Origin of the sequence: Sphingomonas crocodyli (assembly GCF_004005865.1) — a bacterium.
In the GTDB taxonomy this organism is placed as follows: domain Bacteria; phylum Pseudomonadota; class Alphaproteobacteria; order Sphingomonadales; family Sphingomonadaceae; genus Rhizorhabdus; species Rhizorhabdus crocodyli.
Genome location: NZ_SACN01000004.1, coordinates 61,224 through 78,146 on the forward strand (window position 1 = coordinate 61,224; position 16,923 = coordinate 78,146).

The following is a 16,923-nucleotide window of genomic DNA, read 5'->3' on the forward strand; positions in this document are numbered from 1 at the left end:
ACATCACGGACGACTCTGACTATCAGAAATTGAACAGCGTGCAATTGATAAATTAGACAGCGTATAATTACGCGCTATGAGGGGCTATGGGCAGGCGATCCGATCATAGCCGCGACGAACTGGTCGCACTGATACTCGACGAAGGGCAACGGCTGATGGCCGAGACCGGCTTCGCGCGCTTCTCGGCGCGCGAGGTGGCGAAACGGATCGGCTATTCGGTCGGCACGATCATGAACCTGTTCGGCAGCGTCGACGGGCTCGTGCTGGCGATCAACAGCCGCAGCTTCCTTCTATGGGCCGACATGTTGACGCGCGAACTCGACGGTGCCGGCGCGAACCGCATTCACGCGCTGGTGCGCGGATATTTCGCCTTCGCCCAGGGGCACCGCAATCTGTGGAGTGCGATCTACGAGCATCGCCTTCCCGATGGGATGGTCCTGCCCACCGATCTCGCCGAACAGCGCGCGCACCTGACCGACATCGTCATCCGCGAAGTCGCGATCGCCCTCCCCGCGCTCGACGCCGACAGCGCAGCGAGCCTTGGACGATCGCTGATCGCCACCGTCCACGGCCACTGCGCCTTCGCCCTCAACGGCAGCTTCGACCTGCTCGGCGAAGCCGACCCACTCGCCCTCGCCACCGCGCGGGTCGACGAGGTGCTCGCGGCGAACCGCGCGATCGGCTGACGCGATCGGGCGGCGATTATTCCGCCGCGACGGCGCTTAGATTTTCGCCGGCCTGTTCCTCGCGGATCAGCTTGTTCATCATGCGGCGCGCGCGGATGCCGGCGGCGTCGGGCTTCAGGATGACGGGGTTGTGGGCGAGGAAGTCGGTGCTTTCGCCCATCGCCTCCTGCTGCGCCTCGATCATCGGGCCGTCCTGGGTCGAGAACACCTCGTACACCGCATCGTGCAGGATCTTGTCGAGCGCCTCGTCTTCCTGCAGCGCGTTGCGGCCGGCCGTCCAGAAATAGTGGGTCGAATATTCGGTTTCGGGCGTCAGCAAATGCGCCGAGGGGACCATCAGGCCGCTGTCCCACGGTTGCCCTTCCTCGACCACCGAGGTGTAGGCCATGATGTTGCCGGGCACCGAGAAACGGACGTCGCCATAGCTGTCGCCGCGTTCGGAGGCCGAACCCCACATCTTCTTCTGGAACATGTTGGGGATGACACTGGGCCGGTAAAGGCGCGACCATACGGCGGTCGCTTCGGTTTCGACCTTGTTCTGGAACTGGCTGAGATCGCCCTGGCTCGCGATATGCGGGTGCAGGAACTGGACGTGGCTGAGATCGAGCAGATTGTCCGCGATCAGGCCCTGGTTCGCCTTCATGTGGATATAGCCGGGGACCGACTTGAAGTTCGGATTATCGAGCAGCCCGAAATCGGCGATCAAAGCCGGATCGGCCTTTTCCTTCGCGCCCATCCACGCCCAGACGACAAGGTGCTTTTCGACGGTCGGATAAGCCTTGATGCACAGCTTGGGCGGGATCGGGCCTTCATCGTCCATCGGGCGATCGGTGCACTTGCCGTCATGGCCGGAGAAAGCGAGGCCGTGATAGCCGCAGCGGATCTGCGATCCTTCAACCTTACCCATCGACAGCGGCACGAAGCGATGCGGGCAGCGATCCTCGACAGCGCAGAGGGTGCCGTTCTCGTCACGGAAGATCGCCATCCATTCGCCCAGAATCTGGCGGCGGATCGGCTTTTCGGTGAACTCGGTCTGGAAACCGATCACATACCAGGCGTTGCGCAAGAATGGCATTTTTCTGCTCTCCCGACGACGCGTCACTGCCCTGAGGCGCGTCGAATCCACTTCGTCACCCCGCCTTTTTCGGTGAAAGAGCGATTCGCGTCAACAGTCGGGAATGTTTGTTCGAAATAGCGAACAATGGCGTCAGACGATCGCCCGCTCGCGCAGCCCCGCAATCGCCGCCGCATCATAGCCCAAAGCGCCGAGCACCGCGTCGGTATGCTCGCCCAGCGTCGGCGCGCGCATGCGGACGGTGCCGGGGGTTTCGGACAAGCGGAATGGCGTTTCGATCACCGGCGCGGGGACGGGCATGCCCGGATAGTCCATCGGTTTCAGGAACCCCATCGCCTGCACATGCGGATCGTCGATCGCGCCCTGCGGCGTGAGCAGGGGCGATCCGGGGATGCGCGCGCCATCGAGCAGGGCGACCGCTTCCGCGATCGTCTTACCATCGCACCACGCCTGCATCGCGCCGTTGAGGATCTCGCCATGATCGGCGCGCAGCTCGTCGGTCAGGAAGCGCGGATCGGTGAACCACTCCTCACGCCCCATCAGGCGGCACCAGCGTTTGAACATCGGCTGGCCGGAGACCTGCATCAGCATCCAGCCGTCCGACAGCTTGTAGAGATCGCACGGACCCGCCGCCGTGCCGGCATTGCCGACGCGGGGGCGGTTCGAGTTCAGGACCGCCTGATCGATCAGCATGCCGTTGGTCATCATCAGCGCGACCGGCAGCAACGCGGCCTCGACATGCTGGCCCTGCCCGGTGGTGCGCTTGTGGAACAGCGCCATCATCGTGCCGATCGCGAGCGACATGGCGGTGCCGAAATCGACATAGGGGACGACCGAACGGATCGGCTGTTCGGGCAGCCCCGAGCGCCACACGCCGCCCGACATGACCTGCCCGACCCCGTCGAAACCGACGCGGTCGCTATACGGGCCGCCATTGCCGAAGGCGGTCGCGCTGGCGAGGATGATGTCGGGCTTCACCGCCTTCAGCGCATCATAATCGAGGCCGTTCGCGCGCATCGCGGCGTCGGGCATGTTGGCGATGACGATGTCGGCGGTGGCGACCAGCTTGGCGAGGATGGTCTTGCCCTCCTCGGTGGTCGTATCGAGCGTCATCGACTGCTTGTTGCGGTTGCACTGAAGGAAGGTGGCGCCGCCGCTGGGGGCGACCGGCTGGACATAACGATCCTCGCCGCCTTCGCGCTTTTCGACGCGGATCACCTCGGCGCCCATGTCGGCCAGGATCGCCCCCGCCCAGGGGGCCGCGATGAAGCGCCCGAAATCGAGCACCCGCACACCCGCCAACACCTGATTCATCCGATCCCCTCCGATCTGTCTTCCCGTCGCGGCTAACAGAGCCGGGGCAATTCAATCAACTCTATTCAGGGTAGGCGCGGGCGAGTTGCCGACCCGCGAAAATCAAGGCAAGCTGCCTTTATCCGCACAGCCTTTGGGGGGAGGCCGACCTGACCGACACCGCGACGACCGCCGAAGTGGCAGCACAGGAGGTCGCGCGCGACCGGGGCCTGATCCGGGCGGTGGGGACGTGGGGCCTCGCCTTCAGCATCGTCAACGGCGTGGTGGGCGCGGGCATATTCTCGCTGCCATCCGCGATGACCGCAGCGGCGGGGGACAAGGCGGCGCTGGCCTATGTGCTGTGCGCGATCGCGATGGCGGCGGTGGTGATCTGCTTTGCCGAGGCCGCGAGCCGGATCCCGACCAGCGGCGGCGCCTACGGCTATGTCGATGCGGCATTCGGGCCGCTCTGGGGTTTCGTGACCGGCGTGCTGACCTGGCTGGCGAGCGTGCTGGCGTGCGGCGGCATCGCGGCGGCGCTGGCCGACGGGATCGCGGCGTTCGTGCCCGCAGTCGACAATATCGCGGCGCGCACCCTGATCATCCTGAGCGTGATCGGCGGGTTCAGCTGGATCAACATCAAGGGGGTCGATCCGGCCGCGCGCGCGATCGGCGTGATGACCGCGATCAAGCTGATCCCCCTGCTTCTCTTCGTCATTCTGGGCGCCTTCGCGATCGCGGAGATGCCCGCGCATGATTATGCGCCGGCGACGGGCGAGAATTTCGGCAAGGCTTTGATCCTCGCCCTCTTCGCCTTTTGCGGGATGGAAACCCCGCTGGCGGTGAGCGGCGAGGTGGCCGAGCCGCAGAAGACGATCCCGCGCGCCTTGTTCATCTCGATGGGGTTCGTCGTGGTCTTCTATGTCGCGATCCAGTTCGTGGCCCAGGGGCTGCTGGGGCCGAAGCTCGCCGGCTCCGCGACCCCAATTGCGGACGCGATGGCGGTGGTGAGCCCGACTTTGGGCTTCGTCATCCTGATCGGCGCGTCCTTCTCCCGCCTCGTGTGGATCGGCAGCGACCTGTTCGGCGCGCCGCGCGTCCTCTTCGCCTTCGCGCGCGACGGGACTTTGCCGGGCTTCCTGGGCGCGCTGCACCCGACGGCGGCGACCCCGCATGTCGCGATCCTGATCCACGCCGCGATCGCCGCCGCGCTGGCAATCACCGGCACGTTCGAACCGCTGGCGATCCTTTCCACCCTTGCCACCGCCGGCCTCTATTTCCTCGCCTGCGCCGCCGCGTGGAAGCTGACGCGTGAGGGCGTGGCCCTGTTCGGCAAGCCTTTGGGCTTTCGCGGCATGGGCGCGGCCGCGATCCTGGGCATGGCCAGCATGATCGTGCTGACCGCGCTCGCCGAATGGGCCGAGATCGCCGGGCTGATCATCGTCGTGATGGGCAGCGTCGCCTTCTATTGGGCGCAGGCGAAGGTGAAGCAAAGGCACTGATTCGGCTGCGAAAAGCGGCGAAAGTTGTCAAACTTGTCACTACGTCGTTGCGAGAGATTCTCAACGCACGTCCCCATCGGGCGAATGCGGATCGTATCTCGGTGAGGCGGCATAGTGCGACGGTGACACGAAGGGCGCGTGTAGGACAGCCGCTCAGCGTGCGTCGTGGAAGATCAGGCCGAGCATGTGGCGCTGACCACAAATAATCTCGCTGACGCCGTGGCGCATCGTCACCCGATAGTCGCCGCGCGAGCCGGCGCGAGGGCGGGCGTTGACCGCGAAGATCACCGCATCGCCCTTCCCCAGCGGCACAACCGAGACGCGCGACTGCATGCGCGGGCGCTGTTCGGTCAGGATGAACTCGCCGCCTTCGAAATCCTCGCCGGGCGTCGAAAGCAGCACGGCCGCCTGCAACGGGAAGACATGGTCGCCATACAGATCCTGATGGAGGCAATTATAGTCACCGGGGCCGTAGCAGCGATCGAGGAAGGCGGCATGATCGGAGGGGAAACGCTCCGCAAAGCCCATCCGGTCGTGCCAGCGGTTCGCGATCGGCGCGAGCCGGGGATAGAGCGCCGCGCGTAGTGCCGCGACCTGCGGCGGGAGCGGATAGGCGAAGTAGCGATATTCGCCCTGCCCGAAACCGTGGCGGGCCATCACGACATGGCTGCGGAAGGCGGGCGACGGGCCGTATAAAGCGGCGATGCCGTCGGATGCGGCGGTGTCGATCAGGGCGGGCAGCACCGCCCAGCCCTTTTCATCGAGGCTGTGGGCGATGGCGGGCCAGTCATATCGGTCGTTGATCATGGGTGTGGTCTAGCAGCGGACGGCGCGGCGGCTTCCCGGTCCTTGCTATCGAATCCGTCATCCCGGCGGAGGCCGGGATCTCAGGAGATAGGCGGCGCGCAAGAGACGCCTGAGATCCCGGCCTCCGCCGGGATGACGATGGGTTGAATATATATTCTTCTGTGTATATACACCGATTCGCATATGGAGATATTCGAAACCCTCGCAGACCCGTCCCGTCGCCGCATCGTGGAAGCGTTGCGCGGTGGCGAGCGGCAGGTGAACGACATCGTCGCGCAGGCGGGGATCGCCCAGTCGGGCGTGTCGCGGCACCTGAAGATATTGCAGGCGGCGGGGTTCGTGTCGGTGCGGCCCGAGGGGCAGAAGCGTTTCTACGCGCTGGAACCCGACCCGTTTCGCGAAATCGATGCGTGGCTGGCCGACTATCGCAAGCTTTGGGAGGCGCGGCTCGATCGCTTCGGCGCCGCGCTGGAGAAAAGGAAGGATTCCGAGAAATGACCGAGACGATCCAGGCCGCCGTGGTGATCGAGCGCCGATACAAGGCCGCGCCCGAGGAGTTGTGGGCGCTGTGGACCACCAGGGACGGCTTCGAATCCTGGTGGGGTCCGGAAAGCTTCCGCGTCGAGGTGCACAAGCTGGAGCCGCATGCGGGCGGCAAGATCGATTACGACATGATCGCCGACACACCCGAGGCCGTCACCGCAATGAAGCAGATGGGGCAACCCGTGTCGCACATGACGCACGGCTGGTTCGGCATCTTCGAACCGCACAGCAAGGTCACCTTGCTCCACATGATCGATTTCGTGCCGGGCATGGAGCCGTATGAGACCAAGATCGAGGTCGATTTCATCCCCGACGGCGATCACACCCGGATGATCACGACGCTCCACCCGCATCTCGACCCGCATTGGACACAGATGTCGGTGGAAGGTTACACAAGCCAGCTGACGAAGCTGGACACGCGCTACGCCTGACCAATCCAATCTCCCGATGGGTCCATCGGGAGATTATCACAGGTTAAGTTATAGACCTGGCGTCATTTTTCGTCCGCAGTTTGCGGAACGCCTCGCCGTGCCGTTCGCTTATGCGGACGAAGGAGACGGTGGATGCCGGCAACGAAAAGATCGTCGCGATTTGAAGATGCGAGCGCCGCGCCGCAATACGTCTGGCGAACCCGCTGATGCAGGCCGCGACGATCGGCCGCAGCATCGGCGCGGCGAGCCTGACCTTCGGGATTTTCGACACGCTCTATGCCTATATGCTGGCCACGAGCGTCGGGACGGACGCCAAAGTCTTTCAGGCGGCCGGCCTGCGCGAAATCGGGACCGGCATAGCGGGGCTTGCGAACCCGACGAGCAGCAAGCCGGTCTGGGCCCGCTTCGCCGCCGATCTGGGCGATCTCGCCACGCTGGGCGTGGTGGCGGCGCGGCCCAATCCCCGCCGCAAGGGCGCGCTGATCGCGGTCGGCATCGTCGCCGGCGTTGCGCTGATCGACTTTCTCGCCGCGCGCGCAATCGACCGTCAGACGCGCGCCACGGATGGTGACGCCGCCTTCGCGATGAATGGAGAGTGACATGACAAACACGCAAAAGCCCGATCCCGCCACGCCGCCCGCCGAGGATGATGTGGAAGATCACGAAAGCCCGCTGACGCCCCCGGGCGACGATGACGGCGTCGCCGGCACCGGCGGCGTCAACAAGACGCAGGACGATCTCGCGCGCTAATTAGTCTGGATCATGTTGCCCTATGGCCGGCAATGCGTAAGATGGCCGCCCTTCACTTGGCGGCCAGAGGGGTTGGGGCTGGCCAGGGATATGACCGCCCGATGGACTTTGACGCCCTTGCGACCGAGCAGCGATACCAGTTGCTGGTCAACGCGGTCAGCGATTACGCGATCTACATGCTCGCCCCCGACGGGGTGGTGCTGACGTGGAATCCAGGGGCGCAACGCTTTAAGGGTTATGAGCCCGACGAGATCATCGGGCAGAATTTCGCGCGCTTCTTCACCGAGGCCGATCGTGCGGCGGGCAAACCCGCGCAGATATTGGGCATCGCCGCCGCCGAAGGCCGTTTCGAGGAGGAAGGACGCCGCGTCCGCAAGGACGGGACCGAAATCTGGGTCCATGTCGTCATCGATCCGATCCGGGGCGAGGACGGCACGTTGCTCGGCTTCGCCAAGATAACCCGCGACGTGACCGAACGGCGTGCGGCGCAACGCGCGCTGTACGAGAGCGAGCAGCGTTTCCGCATGCTCGTGCAGGGCGTGCGCGACTATGCGATCTACATGCTCGACGCCGACGGGATCGTGACCAACTGGAATGCGGGCGCGGAGGCGATCAAGGGCTATCAGCAAGACGAGATCGTCGGCCAGCATTTCAGCCGTTTCTATACCGAGGAAGATCGCTTGCGCGGCGAACCCGCTTTGGCGCTCGCGACGGCGCGCGCCGAGGGGAAATATGAGCGCGAGGCGGAGCGGCTGCGCAAGGATGGCAGCCGTTTCTGGGCGAGCGTGGTCATTGATCCGATCTATGATGAGACGGGCACGCTGGTCGGCTTTGCCAAGATCACCCGCGACATCACCGAAAAGCGCCGCATCGCCGACGAACTGGAGGAAGCGCGCACGCAGCTGTTCCAGAGCCAGAAGCTGCAGGCGCTGGGCCAGTTGACCGGCGGGATCGCGCATGACTTCAACAATCTGATGACGGTGGTGCGCGGTTCGGCCGAACTGCTGCAGAAGGCCGAACTGAGCGACGAGAAAAGGCTGCGTTATGCCAATGCGATCGTCGACACCGCCGATCGCGCGACCGCGCTGACCGCCAAGCTGCTCGCCTTCGGGCGGCGGCAGGCGCTGCGGCCCGAAATCCTCGACCTCAACCTGCGGCTCGATGCGATCGCCGAGGTGCTGGCGCGCACGATCGGCAGCCATATCCGCCTGACGCTCGACATCGCGCCCGACGTTCGCCCGATCGAGGCCGACGCCGCCGAACTGGAGACCGCGATCGTCAACGCCGCCTTCAACGCGCGCGACGCGATGCCCGGCGGCGGCGAGATCGTGATCGCCGCGCGCAACGAGGATGAGGATGTCCGCATCGAAATCCGCGACAATGGCGAGGGCATCGCGCCCGAATTGCTCGAGCATGTGTTCGAGCCCTTCTTCACCACCAAGCCGGTGGGCAAGGGCACCGGGCTGGGGCTGAGCCAGATCCACGGCTTCGCAGCACAAACCGGCGGCCATGCCGAGGTCGCATCGGTGCAGGGCGAGGGCACGATCGTCTCGCTGATCCTGCCGTGGACCGACAGGGCGCCGACCGCGCCGTCCGAAGAGGTGGCGAGCGCGGTGAACTGGACCGGGCTGGTCGTGCTGCTGGTCGAGGACAATGCCAATGTCCGCCAGTTCGCGACGACGATGCTGCGCGAGCTGGGCGCGGTAGTGACGCCGGCAGCGTCGGTCGAGCAGGCGGACGCGATGCTGGCGCGCGACAATTACGACGTCGTCTTTTCGGACATCGTGATGCCGGGCGAGAGCGGGCTCGATCTCGCGCGGCGGCTCAGGGTCGACAAGCCCGATCTGCCGGTGCTGCTCGCCACCGGCTATTCGCGCGAAGTGACCAATGGCGAGGCGGCGGGCTTCGCGATCCTGCAAAAACCCTATGGCGCGGAATCGCTCGCCAAAGCCATCGGACGGGTGCTAGGAAACCGGTGTCAAAACAACGCCGATACTTTGCAGGAGCGAATATAGATGGGGATCGAACGGATCATGCGCCTGGCCCCCGTGGTGCCGGTGATCGTCATTTCGGACCCCGCCGAAGCGCGCCCGATGGCCGAGGCGCTGGTGAAGGGCGGGATCACCGCGCTGGAAGTCACGCTGCGCACCCCCGCCGCGATCGAAGCGATCCAGGAGATGAAGAAGGTGCCCGGCGCGGTCGTCGGCGCGGGCACGGTCGTCAGCGAGGAGCAGCTGCGCAAGGTGGCCGACGCGGGCGTCGAGTTCATCGTGACGCCGGGGCTGACCGAGCGGCTGGGCAAGGCGATCGTCGAAAGCGGCATTCCCTTCCTGCCCGGCACCGCGACCGCAGGCGACATCATGCGCGGCTATGAACTGGGCCTGCGCCACTTCAAATTCTTCCCCGCCGAAACGTCGGGCGGGCTGAAGGCGCTGAAGGCGCTGGCCGCCCCGTTCCACGAGGCGCGCTTCTGCCCGACCGGCGGCGTGAGCGCGGCGACCGCGCCCGACTGGCTCGCCTTCGATCCGGTGCTGTGCGTCGGCGGCAGCTGGGTGGTCGGCAAAACGGCCGAGGAAACCGAGCGGCTGGCGCGCGAGGCGGCGGCGCTTCCTCGCTGATCCATAATCCTCCCCCGCCAGGGGGAGGTGGCGCCGAAGGCGACGGAGGGGGAGGATACGACTCAAACGAGTTGGCCTCTGCCCTCCCCCTCCGTCAGCTACACTGACACCTCCCCCTGGCGGGGGAGGATCAAGAGGGCAGCTCCCGCGTTCCCCCTAAATGCTTCCCGTCCGCATCATCACCCGATCGATCGCTTGCCCGTTTGAGTCGGCCTATGATCGCGCGCATCGCCCCGAATTCTTTTCCGAGTGGGCCGCAGGTCTGGCGAGCAGCCTGCACCGCGAGGGCGACGCGTGGATCGCGCAGACGCCCACCGGCGCAGCGGAAGTGCGCTTTTCGCCACGCAACGATTTCGGGGTGCTCGACCATCATGTCCTGCTGCCCGACGGGCAGGACATCTATATTCCGCTGCGCATGATCGCGAATGGCGAAGGGACCGAAGTGAGCCTGTGGCTGTTCCGCCAGCCCGAAATGGACGACGCCATGTTTGAACGCGATACGACGATGGTCGAAAAGGATCTCGATACGCTCAAGGCGCTCCTCGAAGGCTGATTGCCTCGCGCAGCCATGTGCGGGTAAATAGGATGTTCGCGGGCGATCGAATGGCCGCGCGCGGAGCAGGGGACGATGGCCGCTTCGACGCCGATATCAGATGGCCATTTCGATTGGCATAGCGACGGCACCGCCGCCGCCCTGCTCGACGCGGTCGACTGGGCTGCGCACCCGCTGGGACCGCCCGAAAACTGGCCCCCTTCGCTGCGCATGATGGTGCGCAACATGCTGGCGTCGCCCGAGGCGATGTTCCTGCTGTGGGGCGAGCCGCCGGTCTTCTTCTTCAACGACGCCTGCCTGCCGGTGATCGGCCCGCGGGCGCGCGAAGGCATGGGGATGCGCTTCGACACGGTGTGGGCCGAAGCCTTTCCGCAGCTTGCCCCGCTCTACAAGCGCGCGAAGGGCGGACAAGCGATCCGCGTGGTCAACATCCACATGCCGCTCGCGCGCAGCGGCGCCCCCCACGACACATGGTGGACCTTTTCCTATTCGCCCGCACACGACATCGACGGCGAGATCCAGGGCGTCACCTGCATCGCGACCGAGACGACCGAACATGTCCTGCGCGACCGTGCCGGCCAGGCCGCCTCCGCCGCGCTGGCCCAGACCGAGGAAGGGCTGCGGCTGGCGCAGGAGGCGGGGCGGATCGGCCTGTTCACCATCGACATCCCGACCAACGAACTGCGCGGCACGGCCGAATTCTTCCGCCTGTTCGGCCTGCCCGCCGCCACGGTGATCCCCGCATCGATGATCGAGGATCTCGTCATCCCCGTCGACGGCGACAGGATTTCCAATTCGAACGGGCGCGCCGACGCTTCGGCCGACCTGCACGTCGAATATCGCATCCGCCGCCCCGACAACGGCACGATCCGTTGCATCGAACGGCGCGGCGAATTCGAGAATGACGATGCGGGCCGCCCCGTCCGCTTCCTGGGCGTGGTGCAGGACGTGACCGAGCGGCGCGCGGCGCAGGATGCGCTCGCCGCGCTCAACGCCACGCTCGAGGCGCGGGTGCGCGAACGCACCGAGGAGCGCAATCTGCTGGCGCGCATCATCGAGGAAACCGACAGCTTCGTGAACATCATCGGGCCGGATTATCGCTGGCTCGGCATCAACCGCGCGGCCGCCGACGAGTTCGAGGCGATCTTCGGGGGCCGGCCTGAAGCCGGGGACCATATTCTCGATATGATCGATGATCCCGTCGAGCGCGAGCATATCAAGGCGATGTGGTCACGTGCTCTGGCCGGCGAGGAATATATCACCGTCGATGCGTTCGGCGACCCGAACGTCGTGGCCGAGCAACGCCATTACGAAATGCGCTTCAACGTGCTGCGCGATACCGAAGGGCAGACGATCGGCGCCTATCAGATGGGCACCGACATCAGCGAGCGGGTGCGCGCCGAGGCGGACATGGCGCAGATGCAGGAGGCGCTGCGCCAGAGCCAGAAGATGGAGGCGATGGGCCAGCTGACCGGCGGTGTCGCGCACGATTTCAACAATCTGCTGACCCCGATCATGGGCAGCCTCGACCTGCTTCAGCGCAAGGTGGGGCTCGGCCCGCGCGAGATGCGGCTGATCGACGGCGCGCTGCAATCGGCCGAGCGGGCGAAGATGCTCGTCCAGCGCCTGCTGGCCTTTGCGCGGCGCCAGCCGTTGCAGCCGGCGCCGGTCGATCTGGCCGCGCTGGTCGGCGGGATGACCGAATTGCTGGCCAGCACATGCGGACCGCAGATCCGGATCGTGACCGATCTGGCCCCGGACCTTGCGCCCGCGCTGGCCGATCCCAACCAGCTGGAAATGGCGATCCTGAACCTGTGCGTGAACGCGCGCGACGCAATGCCCGAGGGCGGGCAGCTGACGATCGCGACCGCGCCCGCCGATCACGACGGCCCGCATGTGCTTCTGTCGGTGATCGACACCGGGATCGGCATGGACGCGGAAACCGCCGCACGCGCGATCGAGCCCTTCTATTCGACCAAGGGGATCGGCAAGGGCACGGGCCTTGGCCTGTCGATGGTCCACGGCCTCGCGCTGCAGCTGGGCGGCGCGATGACAATCGAGAGCGCGCCGGGCGAAGGCACCCGGATCGACCTGAGCCTGCCCGCGAGCGACATCGTGCCCCCTGCCCGGCCCGACGCCGCGGTGCGGGCGGAGGATGCGAGCTTCAGCGGGCGCGTGCTCGTGGTCGACGATGAGGCGGTGGTGCGGATGACCACCGTCGATATGCTGCAAAGCCTGGGTTACGAGACGCACGAGGCCGCCGATGCGCAGGTGGCGCTCAGCCTTCTGGAGAAGGATGCGGGGTTCGACCTGATCGTCACCGATCATCTGATGCCCGGCCTGTCGGGCGCCGAACTGGCCGGACTGATCCGGACGCGCTGGCCCGACATGCCGGTGTTGATCATATCGGGCTATGCCGATGTCGACGGCATCGCGCCCGACCTGCCCCGCCTGACCAAGCCGTTCCGAGAGGCCGAGCTGGCCGAGGCGGTGGCGGGGCTTAAGTAAATCCTCTCCCGGAGGGAGAGGGGGACCACCGAAGGTGGTGGAGAGGTATTTGCCGGCAGCGGTGGGCATCGCCTGTGGCGAATACCCCTCCACCGGCTACGCCGGTCCCCCTCCCCCTCCGGGGGAGGATCTAAGAGGAACGCCGCATCAGCGCCTGGCCGGCACGGATCGCGCTGCCCTCGCTGATGCCGTCGGCCAGTTCGAAGCCGGGCGGGGTGAACAGGATGATCGTCGATCCATGTTCGAACCAGCCCATCTCCTCCCCGCGCGTGACCGATGCGTTGCAGCGACGCGGGGTCGATCCCTGTTCGCGCAGCAGGGCTTCGGTATCGAGGAAGTTGAGGCGGATGCCCGCGACGAGGATCGCGGCGACGGGGACGAGCAGGACGGGCATGCCGTCCGGAAGCTCCGCCTCGATCACCGCGCGCTCATTCTTGCAGAACAGTTTCTCCACGCGCTTGAGCGCGATCGGGTTCACGTTCCAACAGTCGCCCGACAAATAGGTCACGCGCGTGACGCGCATGTCGCTGGGCGCGTGGAAGCGGTGATACATGCCCGCCGTCAGCCGCAGCGTGATGTAGCGCCCGTCGCGCACCTTCGCCGCCACCGCGGGATCGGGGATGAGATCCGACAGCGCATAAGGGGCGCCCTTGATCTGATAGAGCCTGTCGCCGTCGATCGTGCCGCACGCGCCGACATTGGCGTCGCACGGACTGGCGAGGATGTTCGGATCGGGATCATAGGTCCGCGCACCCGGTTTCAGCGCGCGGACGAAGGCGTCGCGCAGGTTCTTGTAATGCGGCTCGGCGGCCTCCGAGAGATCGGCGCCCGAGAAGAAGCGCCACGCGCCCATCATCGGTTTCGCCAGCAGCGGATTTTCCACCTTCGCCAGCCGCCCCATCGTGGTGGTCAGCGCGCGGCGCGGCAGGCGGTTGGTCAGGAGGAAGTTCACGTCCTCCTGCAACAGAAATTTCATCAGGCTGTTGCGCATTGTCATCGCCACGTCACGGCTTTGCGGTGTGGGGAGTCATGGTCACTCTCCTTGCAGGCGCGCTGGGTGGCGCGATCGGGATCGCCGTAACCGCCCAGGGTTACAAGCGGCTGACACTTTCGCGCGCGAAGCATCCGTCGCTGATGGGGCATGTGCGCATGGCGAAGCGGATCGCCGGGCAGATCCCCTTCTACCAATATGACGCGGATCGCTTCTTCGCGGCCGACGATGCGCCCGCCGATGTGGCGGCGCAGCGGCGGGCGGGGTTCGACCGGCTGGCGGCGATCTATGCCGATCGCTTCGGCAAGAGCGTGGCGATGACGAAGGCGGCGCGATCGCTGCTTTCCGACCTGCAATTCACCGGCAGCTATCGCGTCCCGTTCCAGTTCGCCGCTTATGTCCGCGCGAACCTGGGCACCGGCAGCTTCCTCGAACGGTCCGAAGGGCCGGTGGTGTACGATCTGGACGGCAATGCCCTGATCGACCTGACCGGCAGCTATGGCGTCAACCTGTTCGGATATGATTTCTACAAGGAGACGATCCGCGAAGGCGCCGCGATGGTCGAGGATCTGGGGCCGGTGCTCGGATCCTACCATCCGGTCGTGCTCGACAATGCCGAACGGCTGGCGAAGCTTTCGAAGCTGGACGAGATCAGCTTCCACATGTCGGGCACCGAGGCCGTCATGCAGGCGGTGCGGCTGGCGCGCTATCACACCAAGCGCCGCCGCCTCGTCCGCTTCTGCGGCGCCTATCATGGCTGGTGGGGCGACGTGCAGCCGGGGATCGGCAATCCGACGCCGGCGGACAATACGCTGACCCTTGCCGACATGTCGGACAAGACGCTGAAGGTGCTGGCGACCCGCAAGGACATCGCCTGCGTGCTGGTGAACCCGCTGCAGGCGCTGCACCCCAATGGCGGCGCGCCGTCCGACAATTCGCTGGTCGACAGCGGGCGCAAGGCCGGCTTCGATCGCGCGGCCTATGGCAATTTCCTGCGCAAGCTGGCGGCGACCTGCAAGAAGGCGGGCATCGTCCTGATCTTCGACGAGGTGTTCGTCGGCTTCCGCCTCGCCCCCGGCGGTGCGGCCGAATATTTCGGCGTGGAGCCCGACATGATCACCTACGGCAAGACGCTGGGCGGCGGGCTGCCCGTGGGCGTGCTGTGCGGACGCGCCGAGCTGATGAAGCGGTGGCGCGACGATCGGCCGGTCGACATCTGCTTCGCGCGCGGGACGTTCAACTCGCATCCTTATGTGATGGGCGCGATGAACGCCTTCCTGCGCCGGCTGGAGACGCCCGAGGTGCGGGCGGTCTATGACGGGCTGGACGAGCGGTTCGATGCGCGGGCGGCGAAACTGAACGCGGCGCTGGCGGCCGAGGGACTGCCGGTCGAGGTGAAGAATCTCTCGACGATCTGGACGGTGCTCTACACGGCGCCCTCGCGCTACAACTGGATGCTGCAATATTATCTGCGTGCCGAAGGACTGGCGCTCAGTTGGGTCGGCACCGGGCGGCTGATCTTCAGCCTCGATATCGGCGAGGATATGTTCGACGACATCGTCCGCCGCTTCGTGGCCGCCGCGAAGGCGATGCGCGACGATGGATGGTGGTGGCAGGGCGCCGGCGTCACCAACAAGCTGCTCCGCCGCGGCGTGCTGCGCGAGACGCTCCGCGCAAGATTCGGAAAACAATAAGTCCTCCCCCGGAGGGGGAGGGGGACCGCTGAAAGCGGTGGAGGGGTATTGGCCACAAGCGCATCGCTGCCGGCCAATACCCCTCCGTCATATCTGCGATATGCCACCTCCCCCGCCGGGGGAGGATTTAGAACCGCCTCAATGCCGCGGCTGATCGAAGCGCTGGCCCTTCATCAGCTTGGCGGGCGCGCTCTTGTAGAGGCGGAAGTCGTTGAACGGATCGGTGACGATCTTGGTCGCCCAGACGATCCCGGTTTCGAAATCGCGCTGCATCCACAGCTGCAACACGCGGAACAGCAGGGCGACCACGCCGAAGACCAGCCAGGCGTAGCCGACATGGCGCAGATAGCCGACGAAGCCGTCGGGCGCGGGGATCGTGCCGAGCAGGGTCGGCGAGACCGCCAGGACGACGGGGATCGCCATCCACAGGCTCATCAGCACATATTTGCGGAACAAATTGTACCCGACCTTCACGTCTTCCTTATATTCTTGCGTGACCTGGTTTTCGACATCGTAGCCCTTCGGCTCAAAGAAGAAGTGGCCGGCCTGACGGCTGGTCATCGCGACGCCCCAAGCGAGCAGGCTCGCCAGCGCCGGATCGGTGAACAGCAGCACATAGGCCGTCAGGAAGGTGCAGGCGCTGATGAAGTGCAGGCTCTGGTTGATCAGGCTGTGATGATAGAAACGGTGATCATCCCAGCGCTGTTCGGCCAGCTGCGCGCGGAAGCCCGCGGTGCCGTCGTCGGCTTCAAACTGCAATTTGCGAAGCGCAACCATTACGCCTTCCCCCCATCAACGGCACGCTTGGCGAAGCGGACCAGCGAAAAATGCCCCAGCGGCGGCAGCTCGCGCCGCTCGACCAGTTCGATATCGTCCCGGCCCGCGGCCCAATCGGTGTAGCGCGAGAAGGGAAATTCGGTGCGAAAACCCAGCCGGCTCGTGATCGGCATCAGCGCGCGTTCGATCTTGTCGCGCACGCCGGTTTCGGCGCCGACGCGGGTGGTGATCACGATCTCGCCGCCGACGCGGCAGACGCGGGCGAACTCGTCGAGCGCCTTTTCCGGGTTCGGGACCGAGGTGATGACGTACTGCGCGACGACAACGTCGAAGCTTTCGTCTTCATACTCCAGCGCCTCGGCATCGCCGACGCGGATATCCTCGACATTGTGGAGCTTGAGCTTGCGGACGCGCTCGCGCGCCTTGTCGAGCATCGGATCGGAAATATCGATGCCGACCAGCCGGCTTGACCGGCTATATTCGGGCAGCGAGATGCCGGTGCCGACGCCGACCTCCAGGATGCGGCCGCCGATCTTTTCGGCCGCGATCACGGCCTCCGAACGGCCCTTCTTGAAGACGGGGCCGAAGACCAGATCATAGACCGGCGCCCAGCGCCCATAGGCCTGGCTCACGCCATCGGTGCTCATTGCCAACGCCACGCCATGCTCCTGATCTGATCGCGTTTCGGGCCGCGC

General features: G+C 65.7%; 17 protein-coding genes. 11 read left to right on the forward strand and 6 right to left on the reverse strand.

Annotation, left to right across the window (positions count from 1 at the left end; genetic code table 11):
* The first annotated feature begins 86 nt into the window (after positions 1 to 86).
* Positions 87 to 686, forward strand: a complete 600-nt coding sequence (locus tag EOD43_RS20305) for a TetR/AcrR family transcriptional regulator (protein WP_127745882.1) — start codon at positions 87 to 89, stop codon at positions 684 to 686.
* A 16-nt stretch (positions 687 to 702) separates the two neighbouring features.
* Here the strand turns inward: EOD43_RS20305 and EOD43_RS20310 are convergent, their stop codons facing one another.
* Together EOD43_RS20310 and EOD43_RS20315 are read right to left on the reverse strand one after the other, a co-directional pair.
* Positions 703 to 1,761, reverse strand: coding sequence for an aromatic ring-hydroxylating dioxygenase subunit alpha (locus EOD43_RS20310; RefSeq protein WP_127745883.1), 1,059 nt, complete (start codon positions 1,759 to 1,761; stop codon positions 703 to 705).
* Positions 1,762 to 1,893: 132 nt separating this feature from the next.
* Positions 1,894 to 3,075: a CaiB/BaiF CoA transferase family protein gene (locus EOD43_RS20315; protein WP_127745884.1), complete on the reverse strand. Its 1,182-nt coding sequence runs from the start codon at positions 3,073 to 3,075 to the stop codon at positions 1,894 to 1,896.
* A gap of 176 nt (positions 3,076 to 3,251) precedes the next feature.
* Here EOD43_RS20315 and EOD43_RS20320 point away from each other — a divergent pair, with 176 nt between their 5' ends.
* Positions 3,252 to 4,556, forward strand: coding sequence for an APC family permease (locus EOD43_RS20320; protein ID WP_164857378.1), 1,305 nt, complete (start codon positions 3,252 to 3,254; stop codon positions 4,554 to 4,556).
* A gap of 153 nt (positions 4,557 to 4,709) precedes the next feature.
* On the opposite strand, the gene EOD43_RS20325 is transcribed toward EOD43_RS20320, so the two are convergent.
* On the reverse strand, positions 4,710 to 5,363 hold the full coding sequence (locus EOD43_RS20325) for a 2OG-Fe(II) oxygenase (protein WP_127745886.1): 654 nt from the start codon (positions 5,361 to 5,363) through the stop codon (positions 4,710 to 4,712).
* 183 nt (positions 5,364 to 5,546) lie between these two features.
* On the opposite strand from EOD43_RS20325, the gene EOD43_RS20330 reads away from it, so the two are divergent.
* From EOD43_RS20330 to EOD43_RS20360, 8 genes are all read left to right on the forward strand, one after another.
* Entirely contained in the window at positions 5,547 to 5,861 is a 315-nt protein-coding gene (locus EOD43_RS20330) for an ArsR/SmtB family transcription factor (protein ID WP_127745887.1), read from the forward strand.
* Positions 5,858 to 6,337 carry an SRPBCC family protein gene (locus EOD43_RS20335; RefSeq protein WP_127745888.1) on the forward strand — a complete coding sequence of 160 codons (480 nt, stop codon included), beginning with the start codon at positions 5,858 to 5,860 and terminating at the stop codon, positions 6,335 to 6,337. The genes EOD43_RS20330 and EOD43_RS20335 overlap by 4 nt, the downstream gene beginning before the upstream one ends.
* A gap of 206 nt (positions 6,338 to 6,543) precedes the next feature.
* On the forward strand, positions 6,544 to 6,936 hold the full coding sequence (locus EOD43_RS20340; RefSeq protein ID WP_127745889.1) for a hypothetical protein: 393 nt from the start codon (positions 6,544 to 6,546) through the stop codon (positions 6,934 to 6,936).
* Between the two features lies 1 nt (position 6,937).
* Positions 6,938 to 7,087: a hypothetical protein gene (locus EOD43_RS23835; protein WP_164857379.1), complete on the forward strand. Its 150-nt coding sequence runs from the start codon at positions 6,938 to 6,940 to the stop codon at positions 7,085 to 7,087.
* A gap of 101 nt (positions 7,088 to 7,188) precedes the next feature.
* On the forward strand, positions 7,189 to 9,102 hold the full coding sequence (locus EOD43_RS20345; RefSeq protein WP_127745890.1) for a hybrid sensor histidine kinase/response regulator: 1,914 nt from the start codon (positions 7,189 to 7,191) through the stop codon (positions 9,100 to 9,102).
* Entirely contained in the window at positions 9,103 to 9,705 is a 603-nt protein-coding gene (gene eda / locus EOD43_RS20350; RefSeq protein ID WP_127745891.1) for a bifunctional 4-hydroxy-2-oxoglutarate aldolase/2-dehydro-3-deoxy-phosphogluconate aldolase, read from the forward strand.
* A gap of 160 nt (positions 9,706 to 9,865) precedes the next feature.
* Positions 9,866 to 10,258, forward strand: coding sequence for an SRPBCC family protein (locus tag EOD43_RS20355; protein WP_127745892.1), 393 nt, complete (start codon positions 9,866 to 9,868; stop codon positions 10,256 to 10,258).
* Positions 10,259 to 10,333: 75 nt separating this feature from the next.
* Positions 10,334 to 12,766, forward strand: coding sequence for a PAS domain-containing protein (locus EOD43_RS20360; protein ID WP_127745893.1), 2,433 nt, complete (start codon positions 10,334 to 10,336; stop codon positions 12,764 to 12,766).
* Between the two features lie 130 nt (positions 12,767 to 12,896).
* Here the strand turns inward: EOD43_RS20360 and asd are convergent, their stop codons facing one another.
* Positions 12,897 to 13,757: an archaetidylserine decarboxylase gene (gene asd, locus EOD43_RS20365; protein WP_240653429.1), complete on the reverse strand. Its 861-nt coding sequence runs from the start codon at positions 13,755 to 13,757 to the stop codon at positions 12,897 to 12,899.
* A 38-nt stretch (positions 13,758 to 13,795) separates the two neighbouring features.
* Here asd and EOD43_RS20370 point away from each other — a divergent pair, with 38 nt between their 5' ends.
* A complete protein-coding gene (locus tag EOD43_RS20370; protein ID WP_127745895.1) occupies positions 13,796 to 15,451 on the forward strand; it encodes an aminotransferase class III-fold pyridoxal phosphate-dependent enzyme in 1,656 nt (551 codons plus the stop codon).
* Between the two features lie 138 nt (positions 15,452 to 15,589).
* On the opposite strand, the gene EOD43_RS20375 is transcribed toward EOD43_RS20370, so the two are convergent.
* Positions 15,590 to 16,228 (reverse strand): hypothetical protein, encoded by a 639-nt coding sequence (locus tag EOD43_RS20375; protein ID WP_127745896.1) that lies wholly within the window; start codon positions 16,226 to 16,228, stop codon positions 15,590 to 15,592.
* The gene (locus EOD43_RS20380; RefSeq protein WP_127745897.1) at positions 16,228 to 16,875 is read right to left on the reverse strand and encodes a class I SAM-dependent methyltransferase; all 648 of its coding nucleotides are present in this window, start codon (positions 16,873 to 16,875) and stop codon (positions 16,228 to 16,230) included. The genes EOD43_RS20375 and EOD43_RS20380 overlap by 1 nt, the downstream gene beginning before the upstream one ends.
* Between the last annotated feature and the right edge of the window lie 48 nt (positions 16,876 to 16,923).

Coding starts and splice junctions, on each gene's coding strand:
- EOD43_RS20305 (WP_127745882.1), top strand. CDS start 87: ATGGGCAGGCGATCCGATCATAGCCGCGACGAACTGGTCGCACTGATA.
- EOD43_RS20310 (WP_127745883.1), bottom strand. CDS start 1,761: ATGCCATTCTTGCGCAACGCCTGGTATGTGATCGGTTTCCAGACCGAG.
- EOD43_RS20315 (WP_127745884.1), bottom strand. CDS start 3,075: ATGAATCAGGTGTTGGCGGGTGTGCGGGTGCTCGATTTCGGGCGCTTC.
- EOD43_RS20325 (WP_127745886.1), bottom strand. CDS start 5,363: ATGATCAACGACCGATATGACTGGCCCGCCATCGCCCACAGCCTCGAT.
- EOD43_RS20330 (WP_127745887.1), top strand. CDS start 5,547: ATGGAGATATTCGAAACCCTCGCAGACCCGTCCCGTCGCCGCATCGTG.
- EOD43_RS20335 (WP_127745888.1), top strand. CDS start 5,858: ATGACCGAGACGATCCAGGCCGCCGTGGTGATCGAGCGCCGATACAAG.
- EOD43_RS20340 (WP_127745889.1), top strand. CDS start 6,544: ATGCAGGCCGCGACGATCGGCCGCAGCATCGGCGCGGCGAGCCTGACC.
- EOD43_RS23835 (WP_164857379.1), top strand. CDS start 6,938: ATGACAAACACGCAAAAGCCCGATCCCGCCACGCCGCCCGCCGAGGAT.
- EOD43_RS20345 (WP_127745890.1), top strand. CDS start 7,189: ATGGACTTTGACGCCCTTGCGACCGAGCAGCGATACCAGTTGCTGGTC.
- eda (WP_127745891.1), top strand. CDS start 9,103: ATGGGGATCGAACGGATCATGCGCCTGGCCCCCGTGGTGCCGGTGATC.
- EOD43_RS20355 (WP_127745892.1), top strand. CDS start 9,866: ATGCTTCCCGTCCGCATCATCACCCGATCGATCGCTTGCCCGTTTGAG.
- EOD43_RS20360 (WP_127745893.1), top strand. CDS start 10,334: ATGGCCGCTTCGACGCCGATATCAGATGGCCATTTCGATTGGCATAGC.
- asd (WP_240653429.1), bottom strand. CDS start 13,757: ATGCGCAACAGCCTGATGAAATTTCTGTTGCAGGAGGACGTGAACTTC.
- EOD43_RS20370 (WP_127745895.1), top strand. CDS start 13,796: ATGGTCACTCTCCTTGCAGGCGCGCTGGGTGGCGCGATCGGGATCGCC.
- EOD43_RS20375 (WP_127745896.1), bottom strand. CDS start 16,228: ATGGTTGCGCTTCGCAAATTGCAGTTTGAAGCCGACGACGGCACCGCG.
- EOD43_RS20380 (WP_127745897.1), bottom strand. CDS start 16,875: ATGAGCACCGATGGCGTGAGCCAGGCCTATGGGCGCTGGGCGCCGGTC.